The 16,002-nt window shown below is 65.8% G+C and carries 12 protein-coding genes; 8 read left to right on the top strand and 4 right to left on the bottom strand.

Annotated elements, in window-relative coordinates; genetic code table 11:
• Nucleotides 1-228 precede the first annotated feature (228 nt).
• The 4 genes from FHS74_RS19040 to FHS74_RS19025 all read left to right on the top strand — a co-directional run bounded on the left by FHS74_RS19040 (nt 229) and on the right by FHS74_RS19025 (nt 6,341).
• On the top strand, nt 229-588 hold the full coding sequence (locus FHS74_RS19040) for a hypothetical protein (RefSeq protein ID WP_184803558.1): 360 nt from the start codon (nt 229-231) through the stop codon (nt 586-588).
• A gap of 124 nt (nt 589-712) precedes the next feature.
• The gene (locus FHS74_RS19035; protein ID WP_184803556.1) at nt 713-1,984 is read left to right on the top strand and encodes a TolC family protein; all 1,272 of its coding nucleotides are present in this window, start codon (nt 713-715) and stop codon (nt 1,982-1,984) included.
• Entirely contained in the window at nt 1,981-3,228 is a 1,248-nt protein-coding gene (locus FHS74_RS19030; RefSeq protein WP_184803554.1) for an efflux RND transporter periplasmic adaptor subunit, read from the top strand. Before FHS74_RS19035 ends, FHS74_RS19030 begins: the two co-directional genes overlap by 4 nt.
• A complete protein-coding gene (locus FHS74_RS19025; protein WP_184803552.1) occupies nt 3,225-6,341 on the top strand; it encodes an efflux RND transporter permease subunit in 3,117 nt (1,038 codons plus the stop codon). The genes FHS74_RS19030 and FHS74_RS19025 overlap by 4 nt, the downstream gene beginning before the upstream one ends.
• A gap of 155 nt (nt 6,342-6,496) precedes the next feature.
• On the opposite strand, the gene FHS74_RS19020 is transcribed toward FHS74_RS19025, so the two are convergent.
• On the bottom strand, nt 6,497-7,495 hold the full coding sequence (locus FHS74_RS19020; protein ID WP_184803550.1) for an MBL fold metallo-hydrolase: 999 nt from the start codon (nt 7,493-7,495) through the stop codon (nt 6,497-6,499).
• Nucleotides 7,496-7,662: 167 nt separating this feature from the next.
• On the opposite strand from FHS74_RS19020, the gene FHS74_RS19015 reads away from it, so the two are divergent.
• Nucleotides 7,663-8,559 (top strand): LysR substrate-binding domain-containing protein, encoded by an 897-nt coding sequence (locus FHS74_RS19015; RefSeq protein ID WP_184803548.1) that lies wholly within the window; start codon nt 7,663-7,665, stop codon nt 8,557-8,559.
• Nucleotides 8,560-8,623: 64 nt separating this feature from the next.
• Here the strand turns inward: FHS74_RS19015 and FHS74_RS19010 are convergent, their stop codons facing one another.
• Nucleotides 8,624-9,658: a GlxA family transcriptional regulator gene (locus FHS74_RS19010; protein WP_184803546.1), complete on the bottom strand. Its 1,035-nt coding sequence runs from the start codon at nt 9,656-9,658 to the stop codon at nt 8,624-8,626.
• A 268-nt stretch (nt 9,659-9,926) separates the two neighbouring features.
• Here FHS74_RS19010 and FHS74_RS19005 point away from each other — a divergent pair, with 268 nt between their 5' ends.
• From FHS74_RS19005 to FHS74_RS18995, 3 genes are read left to right on the top strand one after another with little or no spacing between them, the layout of a single operon-like run.
• Nucleotides 9,927-10,628: an alpha/beta fold hydrolase gene (locus FHS74_RS19005; protein ID WP_184803544.1), complete on the top strand. Its 702-nt coding sequence runs from the start codon at nt 9,927-9,929 to the stop codon at nt 10,626-10,628.
• A gap of 41 nt (nt 10,629-10,669) precedes the next feature.
• Nucleotides 10,670-11,302, top strand: coding sequence for an FMN-dependent NADH-azoreductase (locus FHS74_RS19000; protein ID WP_184803542.1), 633 nt, complete (start codon nt 10,670-10,672; stop codon nt 11,300-11,302).
• 26 nt (nt 11,303-11,328) lie between these two features.
• Nucleotides 11,329-11,640, top strand: coding sequence for a YciI family protein (locus FHS74_RS18995; protein ID WP_184803540.1), 312 nt, complete (start codon nt 11,329-11,331; stop codon nt 11,638-11,640).
• Nucleotides 11,641-11,932: 292 nt separating this feature from the next.
• On the opposite strand, the gene FHS74_RS18990 is transcribed toward FHS74_RS18995, so the two are convergent.
• Both FHS74_RS18990 and FHS74_RS18985 read right to left on the bottom strand, forming a co-directional pair.
• Nucleotides 11,933-13,549: a right-handed parallel beta-helix repeat-containing protein gene (locus FHS74_RS18990; RefSeq protein WP_184803538.1), complete on the bottom strand. Its 1,617-nt coding sequence runs from the start codon at nt 13,547-13,549 to the stop codon at nt 11,933-11,935.
• Nucleotides 13,550-13,725: 176 nt separating this feature from the next.
• Nucleotides 13,726-15,900, bottom strand: a complete 2,175-nt coding sequence (locus FHS74_RS18985) for a TonB-dependent receptor (RefSeq protein WP_211106407.1) — start codon at nt 15,898-15,900, stop codon at nt 13,726-13,728.
• Nucleotides 15,901-16,002 lie beyond the last annotated feature (102 nt).

The following is a 16,002-nucleotide window of genomic DNA, read 5'->3' as shown; positions in this document are numbered from 1 at the left end:
GATCTGGATATCCCTTTTTTTCGGCATTCGCCGATGCTGGGATATCGGGTCAAAGTGTACAGAGACGGTTATCCCCGGACAGTCACCCCTCGTGTGAGGTTCAGGCGGCCCTCGGTCGCACATGACGCATTGCATTCCTGGTCAACGCGGCCTACCTCTAGCCACATGTCACGCCGACGGCCTTCTTCTTCGCTGACCACAAGCAGCCTGCCGGGCCACCGGTCGGGGATGCTGGCGGCGTGCCTGCGCGGCATGGTGATGGTCTTCTGCTTGCTGGCCTTCCTGGGCGGCACCACGGTCCAAGCCATGCCCCTCGAGCTGTCGCTGGCCCCCCACACGGCCGTGACCATGCCCGATGATTGTCCCATGGCACAGTCGGCCGGTGTAGCGGCCAAGGACCGGCCCTGCCATGGCCTGAACGCCACCTGCCTCAAGCAGATGGGCTGCCTCGGTGTCTCAATGCTGCCCGACCGGTTCGGCCAGCCGGCGGGACCGGCAGTCTTCGGCGTGGTCCTGTTCTGGCCGTTAGCGGCGGTCCGGGCCGGCCTGTCCATCGCGCCCGAGCCCTTCCCTCCCATCAGCGCGTGACCGGGACGCCGTGAAGGCGTCTCCCCGCGGGCGTTTCGTGGCCTGGAGCCACCGCCGCCCAAGGTCCGTCCGCGCCGCCGGCATCGCATGCCGGCCCTGATACCCTTTCGGGAAGGGAATCCTCATGACCCGATACACCCATGCCCGCACGGCGACCGCCGTGACGGCGCTGTCCCTGCTGCTCGCCTTCACTCCACCCGCCCACGCCGCATCCGCCCCCGACACCCCCATGCTGGGCGCCGACCTGGACGGCCTGCTGGATGCCGGCCGCCATCTGAATCCATCCCTCCAGGCCGCGGCACTGGAAACCGCTGCGGCCGATGCCGACGCGTCGGCCGCCGGCGCGCTGGAGGACCCGACCTTCCGCATCAACTCCGATGAGGTCGACCGCACCAGCGGCCCCCGCATCAACAAGACCTATATCACGGTGGAGCAGGAGTTCCCCCTGTGGGGCAAGCGCGACCTGCGCCGCAGCGCCGCCCTAGCGGCGGTGGACGCGGCCCGGGGCCGGGAACGGGCGGTGGGCCTGGAGCTGGAGGAGCGCATCAAGGACGCCTACGCCCTCTACGCCGCCGCCTCGGCCGCCCTGGCGGTCAACGGCGACGTGCGGCACCTGGACCGCCAGATGGCTCGCAACGCGGCCGACCGCTACGCCCAGGGGCTGGGCAGCCAGGGCGACGCCCTGATGGCGGCGGCCGAAGCGGCCCGCACGGAGGTGGAGGCCGCCCGCCTTGCGGCTGACCGGACGGCCACCGCCGCCCGCCTGAACGCCCTGCTGGCCCGACCGGCCGACACACCGCTGGCCCCGGCCGGCAGCGCCCGTCCGCTGCCGGCGTCCACCCCACCGCTGACGATCCTGGCCGAACGGGCCCAGGCCGACAATCCCCGTCTGGCCGCCGGCCTGGCGGAGGTGCGCGGTGCCGAGGAGGAACGCCGCCTGGCCGCCAAGGCCTGGTATCCCGACCTGACCCTGGGCGTCGGCGCCATCCAACGCGACAATGGCCCCACCGGCTACACCGCCACCATCGGCTTCAAGATCCCCCTGCAGACGGAGCCGAAGCGGGCCAAGGAGCGGCAGGCCGCGGCCAAGGCCAACGCCAGCCGGCAGAGTCTGGCCGCCACGGCGGCGGACATCGAGGGCGATCTGGCCGACGCCCTGGCGACCCTGAACGCCGCCCGCCAGCAAGCCGGAATCTACCGCGCGCAACTGCTGCCGGACTTGGGCGGCGCCCATGAGGCAACGCTCGCCGCCTATGGCCGGGGACAAGGCAGCTTGGCCGCCGTGCTGGAGGCGGAACATCGCCTGCACCAAACCCGGCTGGAGCTGCTGCGCATCGAGGTGGAGGGGCAGAAGGCGCTCGCCGCCCTGGAACGCCTGGTGGGAGGACCGCTATGAACCGCATCCGCGTCGCCTTGGGCCTGAGCCTGGCCCTCCTCATCACTCCCGTGGCCTATGGCCAGCCCCAACCAGCGGCAACAGCCGGTAGCAAAGGGAAAATCCTCTACTACCGTAACCCCATGGGGCTGCCCGACACCTCGCCCGTGCCCAAAAAGGATGGCATGGGCATGGACTACTTGCCGGTCTATGCCGACGGGGCCGACCCCGCGGGCACAGTGCGGATCACATCCGGCAAGCTGCAGACCCTGGGCGTCAGGACCGCCCTGGTGGAGGAGGTGCCGGTCCTGGTGGGATCGGTGCGGGCTACCGGCACCGTCGCGCTGGATGAGCGGCGCCAGGTGGTTGTGACCACCCGGGCCGAAGGCTGGGTGGAGACGCTGGCCGTGGCGGCCACCGGTGAGACCGTGCGTCGGGGACAAGTGCTGGCGCAACTCTACGCCCCCGACCTGCTGACGGCGGAAAAGGAATATTTGTTGGCGCAGTCGCTGGCCGCTGATGGCCATGCCGACGTGGGCCATGGCCGGCCCGCCGACCTGGTGGCCGCCGCATTGTCACGCCTGAAGGCGCTGGACATCCCGGCGGAGGAGATCGCGCGGCTGCAGCGCAGTGGCGAAGCCGCCCGCCAGATCGCGATCAGGGCGCCGGCGGACGGTGTCGTCATCGACAAGCCGGTGGTGGCGGGCATGCGGGTGGCGCCGGGCGAGCCGCTTTACCGCCTGGCCGACCTGTCCACCGTCTGGCTGGTGGCCGAGGTACCGGAGCGCGAGGTGGGGCTGATCCGGCCCGGCCAGGCGGCCCGCGCCACCCTGACGGCCTATCCCGGCCGCCGCTTCGACGGGGTTGTGGACTTCATCTATCCCAGCTTGTCGCGGGAAACGCGGACGGCGCGGGTGCGCATCGTCCTGCCCAACCGCGACCGCGCCCTGCTGGCCGACATGTACGCCAGCGTGACCATCGACACACCCCACACCGGTGGCGACGGCGCCACGCTGCTGGTGGTGCCGGAGTCCGCCGTCCTGGACGGCGGCGCCCACCAGACGGTGCTGCTGGACCTGGGCGACGGGCGCTTCCAGCCGCGCGCCGTCCATCTGGGCGCCCGGGGCGATGGCAAGGTTGAGGTGCGCGAGGGTTTGCGGACGGGCGACCGGGTGGTGATCGGCGCCAATTTCCTGATCGACGCGGAAAGCAACCTGAAGGCGGCCCTGCAGGCCTTCATGACCAGCAAGGACGCCCAGCCATGATCGCCCGCCTGATCGACTGGTCGGCCGCCAACAAGGTGCTGGTGCTGGCCGCCACGCTGTTCATCGCCCTGCTGGGTGCCTGGTCCTTGCGGCACACGCCGCTGGACGCCCTGCCCGACCTGTCCGACACCCAGGTCATCGTCTATACCGACTACCCGGGCCAGGCGCCGCAAGTGGTGGAGGACCAGGTCACCTACCCCCTGTCAACCGCCCTGCTGGCCGTGCCCCGGTCCAAGGTGGTGCGTGGCTTTTCCAACTTCGGCGTCTCCTTCGTCTATGTCGTGTTCGAGGAAGGGACGGACCTCTACTGGGCCCGCTCCCGGGTGCTGGAATATCTGAACGTCGCGCAAAAGCGCCTGCCAGCCGGGGTGGCCCCCTCCCTGGGGCCGGACGCCAGCGGCGTGGGCTGGGTCTACCAATACGTGGTCCAGGGTGCCGGCCACACCTTGGCTGAGTTGCGCGGCATCCAGGATTGGCTGGTGCGCTATCAGCTGGCCAAGGCGGACGGCGTGGCCGAGGTGGCGGCCCTGGGCGGGTTCGAGCGCCAGTACCAGGTGGTGGTCGATCCCATCAGGCTGCGTGCCTACGGCATTCCCCTGTCGGCGGTGTCGGAGGCCGTGCGCGCCAGCAACCGCGATGTGGGCGGCCGCACGCTGGAAATGGCGGAGACGGAATACATGGTGCGGGGCCGCGGCTATCTGCGCGACGCCGGCGACCTGGAGCGGGTGGTGCTGAAGGCCGACCCGGCCGGGGCGGCGCCCGTGCTGCTACGCGACGTGGCCCGGGTGGAACTGGGGCCGGATGAGCGGCGCGGCATCGCCGAACTGGACGGCCAGGGAGAGGCTGTCGGCGGCATCGTGGTCAAGCGCGACGGCGCTGACGCCCTGACCACCATCGCCAGCACCAAGCGACGGCTGGCGGAACTGCTGCCCGCGTTGCCGGAAGGCGTCACCCTCAAGGCGGTGTATGACCGGTCGGACCTCATCGGCCGGGCCATCGAGACGCTGAAGCATACCTTGCTGGAGGAAAGCCTGATCGTGGCGGCGGTCTGCGTGCTGTTCCTGTTCCATGTGCGCAGCGCCCTGGTCGCCATCATCACCCTGCCCATCGGCATCCTGGCCGCCTTCGCCATCATGCGGCCGCTGGGCATCGGCGCCAACATCATGAGCCTGGGCGGCATCGCCATCGCCCTGGGCGCCATGGTGGACGCCGCCATCGTCATGATCGAGAACGCGCACAAGCATGTGGAGCGGCTGGCGCCGGGCGAACCCCGGGCCCCCGCCCTGCTGGCGGCGGCGCGGGAGGTGGGACCGTCGCTGTTCTTCAGCCTGCTGGTCATCGTCGCCTCCTTCCTGCCGGTGTTCACCCTGGAGGCGCAGGAGGGACGGCTGTTCAAGCCCTTGGCCTACACCAAAACCTTCGCCATGGCCGGCGGCGCCCTGCTGTCGGTCACCCTGGTCCCGGTGCTGATGCTGTTCTTCGTGCGCGGCCGCATTGTGCCGGAGGCGCGCAACCCCCTGAACCGGGCGCTGATCGCGGCCTACCGGCCCCTGATCCGGTTGGTGCTGCGCTGGCCCCAGGTAACGGTGGTGGCGGCCATCGTGGCCCTGGCGGCGACGGCTTGGCCAGTGTCGCGCCTGGGCTCGGAATTCATGCCCGACCTGAACGAGGGCACGCTGCTGTTCATGCCCGTGACCCTGCCCGGCATCTCCGTCACCAAGGCGGCGGAACTGCTGCAGACCCAGGATCGTATCCTGAAATCCTTCCCCGAGGTGGCGTCCGTCTACGGCAAAGCCGGCCGGGCGGCCACCGCGACCGATCCCGCCCCGCTGGAGATGAGCGAGACGGTGGTGACCCTGAAGCCGCGGGCCGAATGGCGGCCGGGCCTGACCCTGGACGATCTGGTTCAAGAGATGGACAAGGCGCTGCAACTGCCCGGCGTCAGCAACGCCTGGACCATGCCCATCAAGGCCCGCATCGACATGCTGTCCACGGGTATCCGTACACCGGTCGGCGTCAAGGTCTTCGGCCCCGACCTGGCGGTGCTGGAACGGCTGACGACCGCGGTGGAGACGGCCGTGCGCGGCGTGCCCGGCACCACCAGCGCCTATGCCGAGCGTCTGGGCGGCGGCCACTACCTGGAGATCACCCCCGACCGTGACCGCATCGCCCGCTACGGCCTCGGCATCGACGCCGTGCAGCAGGTGGTGGCCACGGCCCTCGGGGGCGAGACCGTCACCACCACGGTGGAGGGCCGGGAGCGCTATGGCGTCATCGTCCGCTATCCCCGCGACCTGCGGGACGATCCGCAGGCCATCGCCACCCAGGTGCTGGTCCCCACCCCCAACGGCGCCATGGTGCCCCTGGGCGACCTGGCCAGCGTGGCCATCACCCAAGGCCCACCCTCCATCCGGACGGAGAACGCCCAGTTGGTCGGCTATGTCTATGTCGACATGCATGGTCGCGACGTCGGCGGCTATGTGGCCGAGGCGGCCCGGGCCGTGGCGACCCAGGTGCCTCTGCCGCCCGGCTATCGCCTGGAGTGGAGCGGGCAGTTCGAGTACCTGCAGCGTGCCAAGGCGAAGCTTGCCCTGGTCATCCCCGCCACGCTGGGTGTCATTTTCATGCTGCTGTACCTGAACTTCGGCCGCCTGGCGGAAACCCTGATCGTCATGCTGTCGGTGCCCTTCGCCCTGGTGGGCGGGGCCTGGCTGGTGTGGGCGCTGGGCTACAATCTCAGCGTCGCGGTCGCCGTGGGATTCATAGCGCTGGCCGGCGTGGCGGCGGAGACGGGGGTCGTGATGCTGATCTACCTGGACCACGCCTGGTCGGCCGCCCTAGCCCAAAGGGCGCAGGAAGGCGCCCCAGCATCCCCGGCCGATCTGCGCGCCGCCATCCTGGAGGGGGCGGTGGAACGGGTGCGGCCCAAGATGATGACGGTGGTGGCCATCATGGCGGGCCTTCTGCCCATCCTGTGGAGCGGCGGCGCCGGGTCGGAGGTCATGCGCCGCATCGCCGTGCCCATGGTGGGCGGCATGGTTTCCTCAACCGTCCTGACCTTGCTGGTGATCCCGGCGCTGTACGCCCTGGTGAAACGACGCGTGGCCAGGTGATGGGCTCCCGGGCGCGTGGGCCATCCGCGCGCCCGGATTGCCACCCGGCGGGGTGGACTTGCCCCTTGAAAATTCGCCATACCTTTGAATGATCGCGCAATATTTACGGAAGCCCGCGCCCGCATGCGGAATGGAACGCGGCGGGGTTTTCCGGGTTACGGGGCGGGATTCCACATGATGGGCATCAGTCGATAGCCATCGTCCTCGCGCGTCAGATGCCCCAGCGAGGGGAAAGGAAAGTGGAAGCCATGCACCAGGAGCCGTTCCGCCACAATCCGATCATACAGTTTTCGCCGTGATTGTTCCGCCATCACCGGGTCCACGTCCGTGAACCCGTGCCAACCAGGATGGCGGATGAACAAGGCGGGATGCGTGGTCACGTCCCCCTGAATGATCACCTTGTCGCTCCCGGACGCGACGATGAAGGACGAATGGCCTGGCGTGTGCCCGTGAGTGGCCATCGATGTGACGCCGGGAGCGACCTCCATTTCAGGAGCGAACTTCTTCACGCTGTCACCGAGAATTCCGAATATGCGGCGGGCACGTTCGAAGTTCGCCACCATGGCTTCCGATGCATCCGGCGCCATATTCCCGCTATTCATCCAGAAAGCATATTCGGCGGCCGGTACCCAAATCTCGGATTTCGGGAAGGCTGGCTTGCCATCGGCGGTCACCAGGCCGCCGATGTGATCGGCATGGAAATGCGTGATGAGGACCCGATCCACAGAACCCGCATCGTAGCCGGCCACAGCCAGGTTGGTGTGAAACTGACCACCGACGCCGTTGCTCTGCTTGAAAGCCGCTTCCCCAAGTCCCGTATCGATCACGATCAGCTTTCCGCTGCTCTTAAGGACAACGGGTGTGAAGGTGAGTGTGATGGGGTCGGTCGGAAAAAAAGCCTGCTGCAAGGCCTGGGCGACATCCTCCGGGGATCTATTCATAACGAAATCCTGACGACGGGGGAAACTGGTCGCACCATCGGTGATCGACAGTAATTCGATCTCGCCAATATTCTGACGGTAGATGCCGGTCCGGGCTCTTCTTGCTCCGGAAGGCGATCCATCGCTTGCCGCCGCATAACTCGCCGTCCCCGATGCGACGGCTGCGGCAGTGGCGGTTCCAGCAAGGAACGTGCGGCGTGAAAAATCGCTCATTTGGTTGGGTCCGTCTGTTGTGCGCCTCGGCCCGCACGGGGCCGGAGTATCGCGCTTCGTTCGGCCTCTGCCGAGAGCGGGATTTTGCAGACTTACGTTCGTAAGAATTAGATATAAAAAGCATAAAACAATTATATCTGTAGATTATGAATATGGGGGTGCAGCCGGTGAATCGTGATGACCTGACCGATCTGAACGCCTTCGTCGCGGTTGCGGAGGAAAAAAGCTTCACGCGGGCCGCGACGCGGCTTGGCACGTCACAGCCGGCGTTGAGCAACACGTTGCGAAGACTTGAAGCGCGATTGGGCGTCCGTTTGCTGACCCGGACCACGCGAAGCGTCACCCTGACCCCGGCGGGTGAAGAGTTCCTGCAGGGATTGAAACCCGCCTTCGCCGCGATCAATCTCAGCCTTGAGGCCATCGGCTCTCTGCGGCAAAGCCCAAAAGGCAAGATCAGGATCACCGCCCCCCGGCACGCCGCCATCAGCCTGCTGTGGCCGATGCTTCGGAGTTTCGTGAAGGATTACCCGGACATCGAAGTGGACGTTAACATCGACGCGGCGGCACGCGATCTGACAGGCGACAGGTTCGATGCCGGCATCAGGTTGGGCGAGTTGGTCGCTCAAAACATGGTTGCGGTAAGAATCGGCCCGGATCTGCGCTTGGCGATCGTCGCCTCCCCTGGCTACTTTGCCCAACGGGGTATCCCCATCACGCCCCATGATCTGCTGCGGCAGACCTGCATCAACTTTCGTCTGCCTGCCTCTGGCGAATTGTACGCATGGCAATTTAAAAAGGCGGACCAAGAGGTAAAGGTTCGCGTCCCAGGACAATTGTCGTTCAACGATCCTGACATGATCCTTGCCGCGGCGTTGGATGGACGTGGCATTGCCTGCCTCATCGAAGATCATGCGCACGCGATGATACGCGATGGCCGCCTGGTCCGCGTGCTGGAGGATTGGTGCCCTTTATTCCCGGGCTACCACATTTACTACCCAACCCAGAAAAACAACTCAGCCGCTTTTCGGATTTTGATTGAGCGATTGCGTTTTCGGGGCCGATAAGTCGAAAGGCCGCCGCGCCAACGAGCCTCCCAATCGGTGATTCCGCGTCCAAAATCTTCGCTGCTCAGGCCGATGCCTGGGCGGGAACCCCGACCTCCGCCGTCCTGCCCGCCGACCAACGCCGGTAATCGGCTGGCGTCATCCCGGTGAGTTGGACGAAGGCCCGCCGGAAGACGCTCTCCTCGCCATAACCGCAGGCAAGGGCGATCTGCTTGACGCTGGCGCCGGGTGTTTCCAGCAGAACGCAGGCCGTCTCGATCCTCACCCGGGTGATGAATTCCTTGGGCGATTCGTCGGTCAACTCCTTCAGTCTCCGGTGCAGCGTTCGTCCACTCAGGCCCAGGGCGCGGGCCAGCCCCTCGGCCGTCAGTCCGGGGCTGGCATGGCGGACGATCTGCTCGGCGCGCAGAAGCAACGGATCGGTGTTGTTGATGAAGCCGCGAGGGGCATAGATCATTTGTGGCAACGGTAGGCTGTCGGCAACCGAGATGTCCGCGGCCAACTTGGCGATCTCGGCACCCGCCAGGCGCCGGATGACATGCAGGCCGAGATCGACCCAGGACAGCGGCCCGCCGGTGGTGACAACGCCGTCCTGCTCCTCCAACGCCGTGCCCCAAACCGGGCGGGCCTTGGGAAATCGACGCTTAAAGGCATGGTGCAACCACCAGGTGGTCGTACAGCGCCGGCCATCGAGCAAACCCGCCTCGCCCAGCACGAAGGTGCCAGCACAGGCCGCGCCGACCAAGGCGCCTTGCCGATGCAGCGCCCTCATCCACTCCGCGCCCTGTGCGATCGACTTGGATGCGGGCGGAAGCCCGTCCGGACCGAGAGCCATGCCGGTGGCCAGGACCGCGTCGTACCGGTCAAGGTCTTCGAATGCGCCATCGACCGGGATCAACCTGCCCTGCGGATCGCGCAGGGGCTTGCCGTCCGCGCTGACGATGGTGGTTTTGAACAAGGGATCGGCTCGGTCCGGCAATCCGGCCGCGACCCCTGCGGGTGGCGCGCGCAGTCCCTGGTTGGTGATCCAGAAAAGATCGGACAGGCCAGCGATCGCGGATAGAAGGCTGCCGTCAACGGCGAGGATCGCAATACGCATGACCGGTTCCTTGTCCCTCGGCAGGAGTGGCGAGTGGTTTGGCGAATTTTGCACGAACTCTGTCCAGTTTGCCATCTTATGGCATCGGCGGGACGGGGATAGGATTTTCCCATCCCCCGCCTCGACTGGCCCGATCATGAAGCCCTCCCGCGACAGACACCCTTCTCCCCCTTTTGGAACGAAACGAGCCGGCTCGCCGGCCGCATGGTTGCGGCGCCTCGCCACCGCGCTGGGACTGACATTGGCGCTGGCCGGAGGCGAGGCAGCGATGGCATCGACCACGCCCCCCCTGCGCAACATCGTGCTGGTGCATGGCGCGTTTACCGACGGGTCCAGCTGGTACCCGGTCATCTCCCGGCTGCAGGCCATGGGCTACCATGTCACCGCGGTTCAGAATCCGCTGACCTCGCTGGCAGACGATGTGTCCGCCACCGAGAAGGTCCTGCGCCGGCAGACCGGCGGCGTGCTGCTGGTCGGTCATTCCTGGGGCGGAGCCGTCATTACCCAGGCCGGGGGCGCCGCCAACGTCAAAGGCCTGGTCTATCTCTCCGCGCTGGCGCCCGACAGCGGTGAGTCAGTGTCCGATCTGCTGCAGACGCTGGGCGCTCCGATGGAAGGCTTCACGCCGGATGCGGATGGCCTGATCTGGTTGGATGACCCCGCGCGCTTCCACCAGGTTATGGCCGCGGACCTGCCGATGGAAAAAGCGCGCGCCCTGGCGGCGATCCAGCAGCCCATTGCGACTGTGGGCTTTGCAGCAAAAATCCGGAAGGCGGCTTGGCGCGAAAAGCCGAGCTGGTACCTGCGGACGACCCAGGATGAAGCGCTTCCCCCCGCCATACAGCAGGCTATCGCGCAACGCATCGGCGCGAAGACCGTGTCCATCGCCTCCAGCCATATGTCCCTGCTGTCCCACCCCGATCAGGTGGCCCGTCTAATCGACGGGGCCGCCAGGGAAGCCGCGCGATAGCGCCGGCAACCTCCACATCATTCCTGCAAAACGAGGCAAAAATGAAGATCCTGCATATCGATTCCAGCATTCTGGAGAGCGCTTCCCTGACCAGGGAGCTGTCGGCCGCCGTGGTCGACGAAATCCGCACCCGTAACCCGGGGGCCGAGGTGGCGCGTCGTGACGTGGTGGCGGACGAAATCCGTCATCTGGACGGTGCGATCGCCGCTGGCTTCCGGCCGACCGGCTTCGGCGATTTCGATGACGCCACCCTGAAGCAGCATGGCGTTTCCGAAACGCTGGTGACGGAATTCCTGGCCAGCGACGTGCTGGTGATTGGCGCTCCTATGTACAACTTCTCCGTACCCAGCCAGTTGAAGGCTTGGATGGACCGGATTGCCCAGGCGGGACGGACGTTCAAGTACACTGAGAAGGGCCCAGTCGGCTTGGCTGGTGGCAAGCAGGTCATCGTCGTTTCGGCCCGCGGCGGCTTCTACGCCGAGGGCCCGCTGGCTCGCATGGATTTCCAGGAAAGCTATCTGCGCGCCTATTTCGGGTTCCTTGGCATCACCGACGTCCATGTCATCAGGGCCGAGGGGGCGTCGAAGGGCGAAGCGCTCCGTTCCGAAGGGCTCCAGCGTGCCAAGGTGGCGATTGCTGGCGTGGTCGCCGGCCTGCACCCGGCCGCCGCATAACCAAACACGCCAACGGAGTTCAGATCATGTTGTTTTCAATCACAGTTTCCTACACCCGCCCCCTCGATGAGGTCAAAGAGCATCTCGATGCCCACAAGGAGTGGCTGGTTCGCCACATCAAGGCCGGCGCGATCCTCGTCGCCGGTCCGCTCCAGCAGGGACAGGGCGGGTTCATTCTCGCCCATGCGCAGGACGGGTCGGAAATCGCGACCATGATCGCAGACGATCCGCTTGATCGCCACGGGGTCGCAAGTTTCGACATTCAGGCCTGCGATCCCGTGTTGCGCGCCGCCGGCTTTTCCGAGCAGTGGGCACCCGGCGCCAAAGCCTTTCCATAATAGCCTGAACAAGCCCGCGAAGTGGAAGCTTCGCGGGGGAATTGGCGCCGGGTCAAATGTGCCGTTTTTTTCAGTCGCACGTAGACTGGACGCCGATCGGCGCAATATCCGTTTTATTCTGCTGAAGTCGGCGTTGGCACCACCCAGGAAGGTTGGCTGTACTTGGCCATCGTCATCGACCTGTTCAGTTGCCAGGTCGATGGTTGAGCGTTGTGGGCCGCTGCCGGCTTGGATGTATCCGGGATTGCGGTGTTTGAGCGCAATCCCGGATACCATCGCGCTTCGCACCGCCTCACATACGAGCCGGCGCCACCGCGACGACGATATCGCCTTCGTATCGGCCCGACTTGATGGGGGTTTCCTTGCCCCCCACACTCAGAACGACCCGCATGCCCTTCGGGGCGAGAAGGCGGGCGGCTTGTCCGATTGAAAGCCCGGTAAGATAGGACGTCTTACCCACGACCCAGGTCGCGTTTCGCTCCAGCGAGACATGCAGGGGCAGTGTCTCGGGCGTGGCGCCGAACACATTGCTCACGTCCCCGATGGTGCGGAATGAGGCCTGCGTCGGCGCGATGCCACTGGTCGGCGACGCGGTACCCGTGGTGATGGCGCCCTCCAGTTCAGCGTCCACAAGCGTCACCACCAGGGCACCCGTGTCGCGCATGGCATGGATGACATCCCCGACCAGCTTGGTCTTGCGGATCTCCACGACCACATCGCCACTGTACGTGGGCCGAGGGGGGGCATCGGCAGGCGGTGCCGCCCCGGGGGGCGGGCCGCCAGCCCCGCTCATCATCTCCTTCATGATCGGGTCGTCGTTCGGCATCGTCTGCAGCAGGACGCCGTTGCCGGGACGCAGGTCGGCGGCGTCGATGACGATGTGCGTGCCCCGGCCCTTCACCTCGATGGCGGTTGATCCGGTGTTGAAGACGCTGTGGTCCTCTATCGTCACGGTCCCACCGCCGGTGCCCTGGTGCATCATGACGCCGAAGCGCCTTGAATTGACCACGGTCCCCTTGGTGAACGTCGCCGATCCCGGGCCGCCGACGACCAATCCATAGTCGGGCACATTGAAGACGCAATGTTCGAAAAGGTCATGGGCCTCGCCATTGGCATAGGCGCCGTAACCACTCTCCGCCACCTCGATCAGGCTGTCACGGGCGATCAGCCGCGTGGGGCCGTCACCATCCGTGGCCAACGCGCCCCAGGCCTGCGCATGGATGTGGGTGCGGTTGTAAATGGCGGTGGCCTTCCCCTCGACATTGGTCGCCCGGACGTTGCCGCTGATGCCCAGGCCATAGGGCACCTCCATCATCTTTCCCGGCAGGATGGAGGGGACGTAGCCCGGCGGCAGGACGCCGTCCATGGTCTGGATGTCGGAGTCATTCACGGTCACCGTGGCGTTGCCGTCCGCCAATATGGCCGTCCGGATGACGCCCCGGGTGACGATGCGCGCGTTGTTGACGGTAAGCTTGGCGTCACCGTTGGCGAGGATGGCGGCACCATAGCCCACGGAATCATCGCCGCCATTCTCGCTCAGGTGGATGGTGGCGTTGTCCACGGTGTAGACCGATGCGCCGGTGACGATGATGCCGTTGAACGCCGGATCGCGCGAGATGAGCTTGATGTCGCGCGCGACGGTATCCGTCGTGACGCCGCCGCCCAGCGCCGCGGTGACCGACTTGTCGGGAACCGGCCGGCCCCCATCGACATAGAGGCCGGCGCGAAACCGGTACTGGGCATCCCCCAGCATCGAGGGCACCACAATTGCCGTGGTGGGCGTCAGGACGATCCGGCCGCTATAGGTCCCGGGCTGGATCGGCGTGCCGATGCCATCGACCGTCATCGTCAGGCTGCGCCCGGCGGACGCGACCGGAAGGGCGTCCGCCGTGATCACCAGGGTCGACATCACGGTCGTTTCCGAGACGACCAAGCCTTTGGCCCCATCGGCGGCCGTCGCCATACCGGTGGCCATGGCTATGATGAGAAGGGCCAACGCCGCGCCGGCGCCCGGGACCCGTGTTCCGCATCGCTTGCTTGCTGTCATTTCATTTTCCGCTTCAGGAGCATAACGGGAGACGGGCGTCAGAAATGCCCGTTCAGGACCAGACCAAAGGTTCGGGGGTCGTTCAGGACGCCGTAGCGGTTGACCGGCCCGGCGGTGTTCGCCTGTTCCAGCACCGCCCGGTTGGTGATGTTGTTGACATAGGCGCTGACGCTGACACCCCAGTCCGGCCGGCTATAGGTCAGCCGGGCATTGAACAGGGCATACGCGCCCTGCCGGGAATGGGTGAAGGAGATGAGATCGGCGTCGTAGGCGGACTTGTACTGGGTATCGACATGGGTCGTGATCGTGTCGCCACCGTCGATGTCGAACGTGTGCTCATACCCACCGTTCAGCGTCCACCTCGGGGTTCGGGGCAGGCTGCGGCCCCCCAGGTCGGTATAGCTGCAGACCCCCGCCGATGTGCACGAGGTGGCGAGCGTGACATCGCTGAACTCACTGCCTTCATAGCTGACGCTGGCGGTGATCAGATCGGCGTGGCTGGCGCGGAACTGGGTTTCCAGTTCCGTGCCCCAGACCTTGGTCGTTCCGGGCACGTTGGATGTGGTGATCTGGTCCGTCGACGCACCACCGACAGACACGATGTAGTCGAGCTGATAACCGCCATAGCGGTAGTAATAGGCGCTGGCGTTGAGTTGAAGGCGGTCATCAAAGAAGCGGTTCTTCGATCCGACCTCAAACGCCTTGATCGTCTCGGGGCCGAAGGTCGCGCCGTTCTCATCGACACCACCGGAGCGGAAACCGGTGGAATACTGGGCGTAAAGCATCGAGGCGCGGTCGAGCTGGTATTCCAAGGCCCCCTTGTAGGTGACCTTGGCATAGCCCTTCGAATGGAGCGTGCCGGTGGTCAGGCTTTCCAGAACGCCGGTGCTGCCGTCCACCGTGCCATCATCCAAGCGCTTGTCATAATGGTCTTGGGTGTAGCGAACGCCGCCGGTCAGGCTCAAATCGTCCGTCAAAGGAACGCTGGCTTGCCCGAACGCGGCCCGCGAAGAGTCTTTGTTGATCGCATAATATGTCGCTGAATCAATATGGTAGACGTATTTCGTCTCGCCTGAGTAATCCTGGTTCAACGCATAGGCGCCGGCCACCCATTTAATCGCCGCCCCCTCGTTGCTGGTAAGGCGCAGTTCATAGCTTTCCTGGTCCAGCGGCTGGTCGTCATATTCCAGCCCGCCAGCGAACGCCTGGAGATAATGGCGGCGATAACGCTGTATTCCGGTCAGCGCCGTCAGTGTCGCGAAGCCCAGGTCATAATTCGCCTCGGCCCTGTATTGCTTGTTTCGCACCCGGTAATAGGGCTGGCAATTCGGGGAGCAGAACACCGGATCACCGGTGAAGACGACGGCGAAGCTGTCATAGGGCGCGGAATACCACGGATTGTCGCGAACCGCGGAAATCAGGACGTTGCCCGGCCCCCGGCTGTCCGTGAAAAACTCCTCCGCGCTGACGAGCAAGCTGAAACGGTCGTTGGGCTTCCACAGCGCCTTTCCCCGCAGGACCTTGTCGTCGCGATCACTGAGACCGTTCGTCAGGTAGCCGCTATGCTGTTCAAGATCGCCGACGATGCGAATGGCGAGCGTCGGCCCCAACGGCGCGTTCAGCACCGCTTGGCTCTGCACGGTGTCGTAGTTGCCGAAGCCGACGGTGACGTCGCCCGAATACCCATCAAGGTCGGGATTCTTGGTGATCACGTTGACGGTGCCGCCATTGGCGTTGCGACCGTAAAGCGTGCCCTGCGGTCCCCGCAGCACTTCGATCCGGTCCAGATCGGCGAAGGCGCCGCTGATCAGGTCGGGCTGTTGCTGATAGATGCCGTCCTCATTGACGGAGACCGGCGAGCTTCCCCCCACCCCGCGGGAGCCGATGCCCCGGATGTAGAAGCTGGCGCCTGTGTTCGATTTCTGGACCTGCACCGCCGGAACGTCCTCAACCGCCTTGGCAAGGTCAACGGTCCCCGTCTGGGCCAGATCCGCGCCCGTCTTCACGGCGATGGAGATCGGCGTGCGTTGAATGTTGGAGACACGGCGTTCCGCCGTGACGATGATTTCCTCCAACGCGGAGGCTGAATTCGCCTCCTGACCGCCGCCAGCCATCGGCGGCGTCGCCTCTTGAGCCGTCGCGAAAGCCGGCACGAGGGCGGCACCCGACGTCGCGACCAAGAGGCCGATGGCCAACGGCAAATTCCTTTGCATGTCATTCCCCCCGTATGACGCCAGCTCTAATCGCGGCTGGCTTGAAAGGGCGGCCCGAATGACCGCCTGCCGGCTACGAATTGCACGCGCGTGCATGCGGGA

Origin of the sequence: Nitrospirillum iridis, assembly GCF_014205765.1 — a bacterium.
Classification (GTDB): Bacteria; Pseudomonadota; Alphaproteobacteria; order Azospirillales; family Azospirillaceae; genus Nitrospirillum; species Nitrospirillum iridis.
The sequence above is the reverse complement of the archived record's forward strand: the minus strand, read 5'-3'. Positions and strand labels throughout refer to the sequence as shown.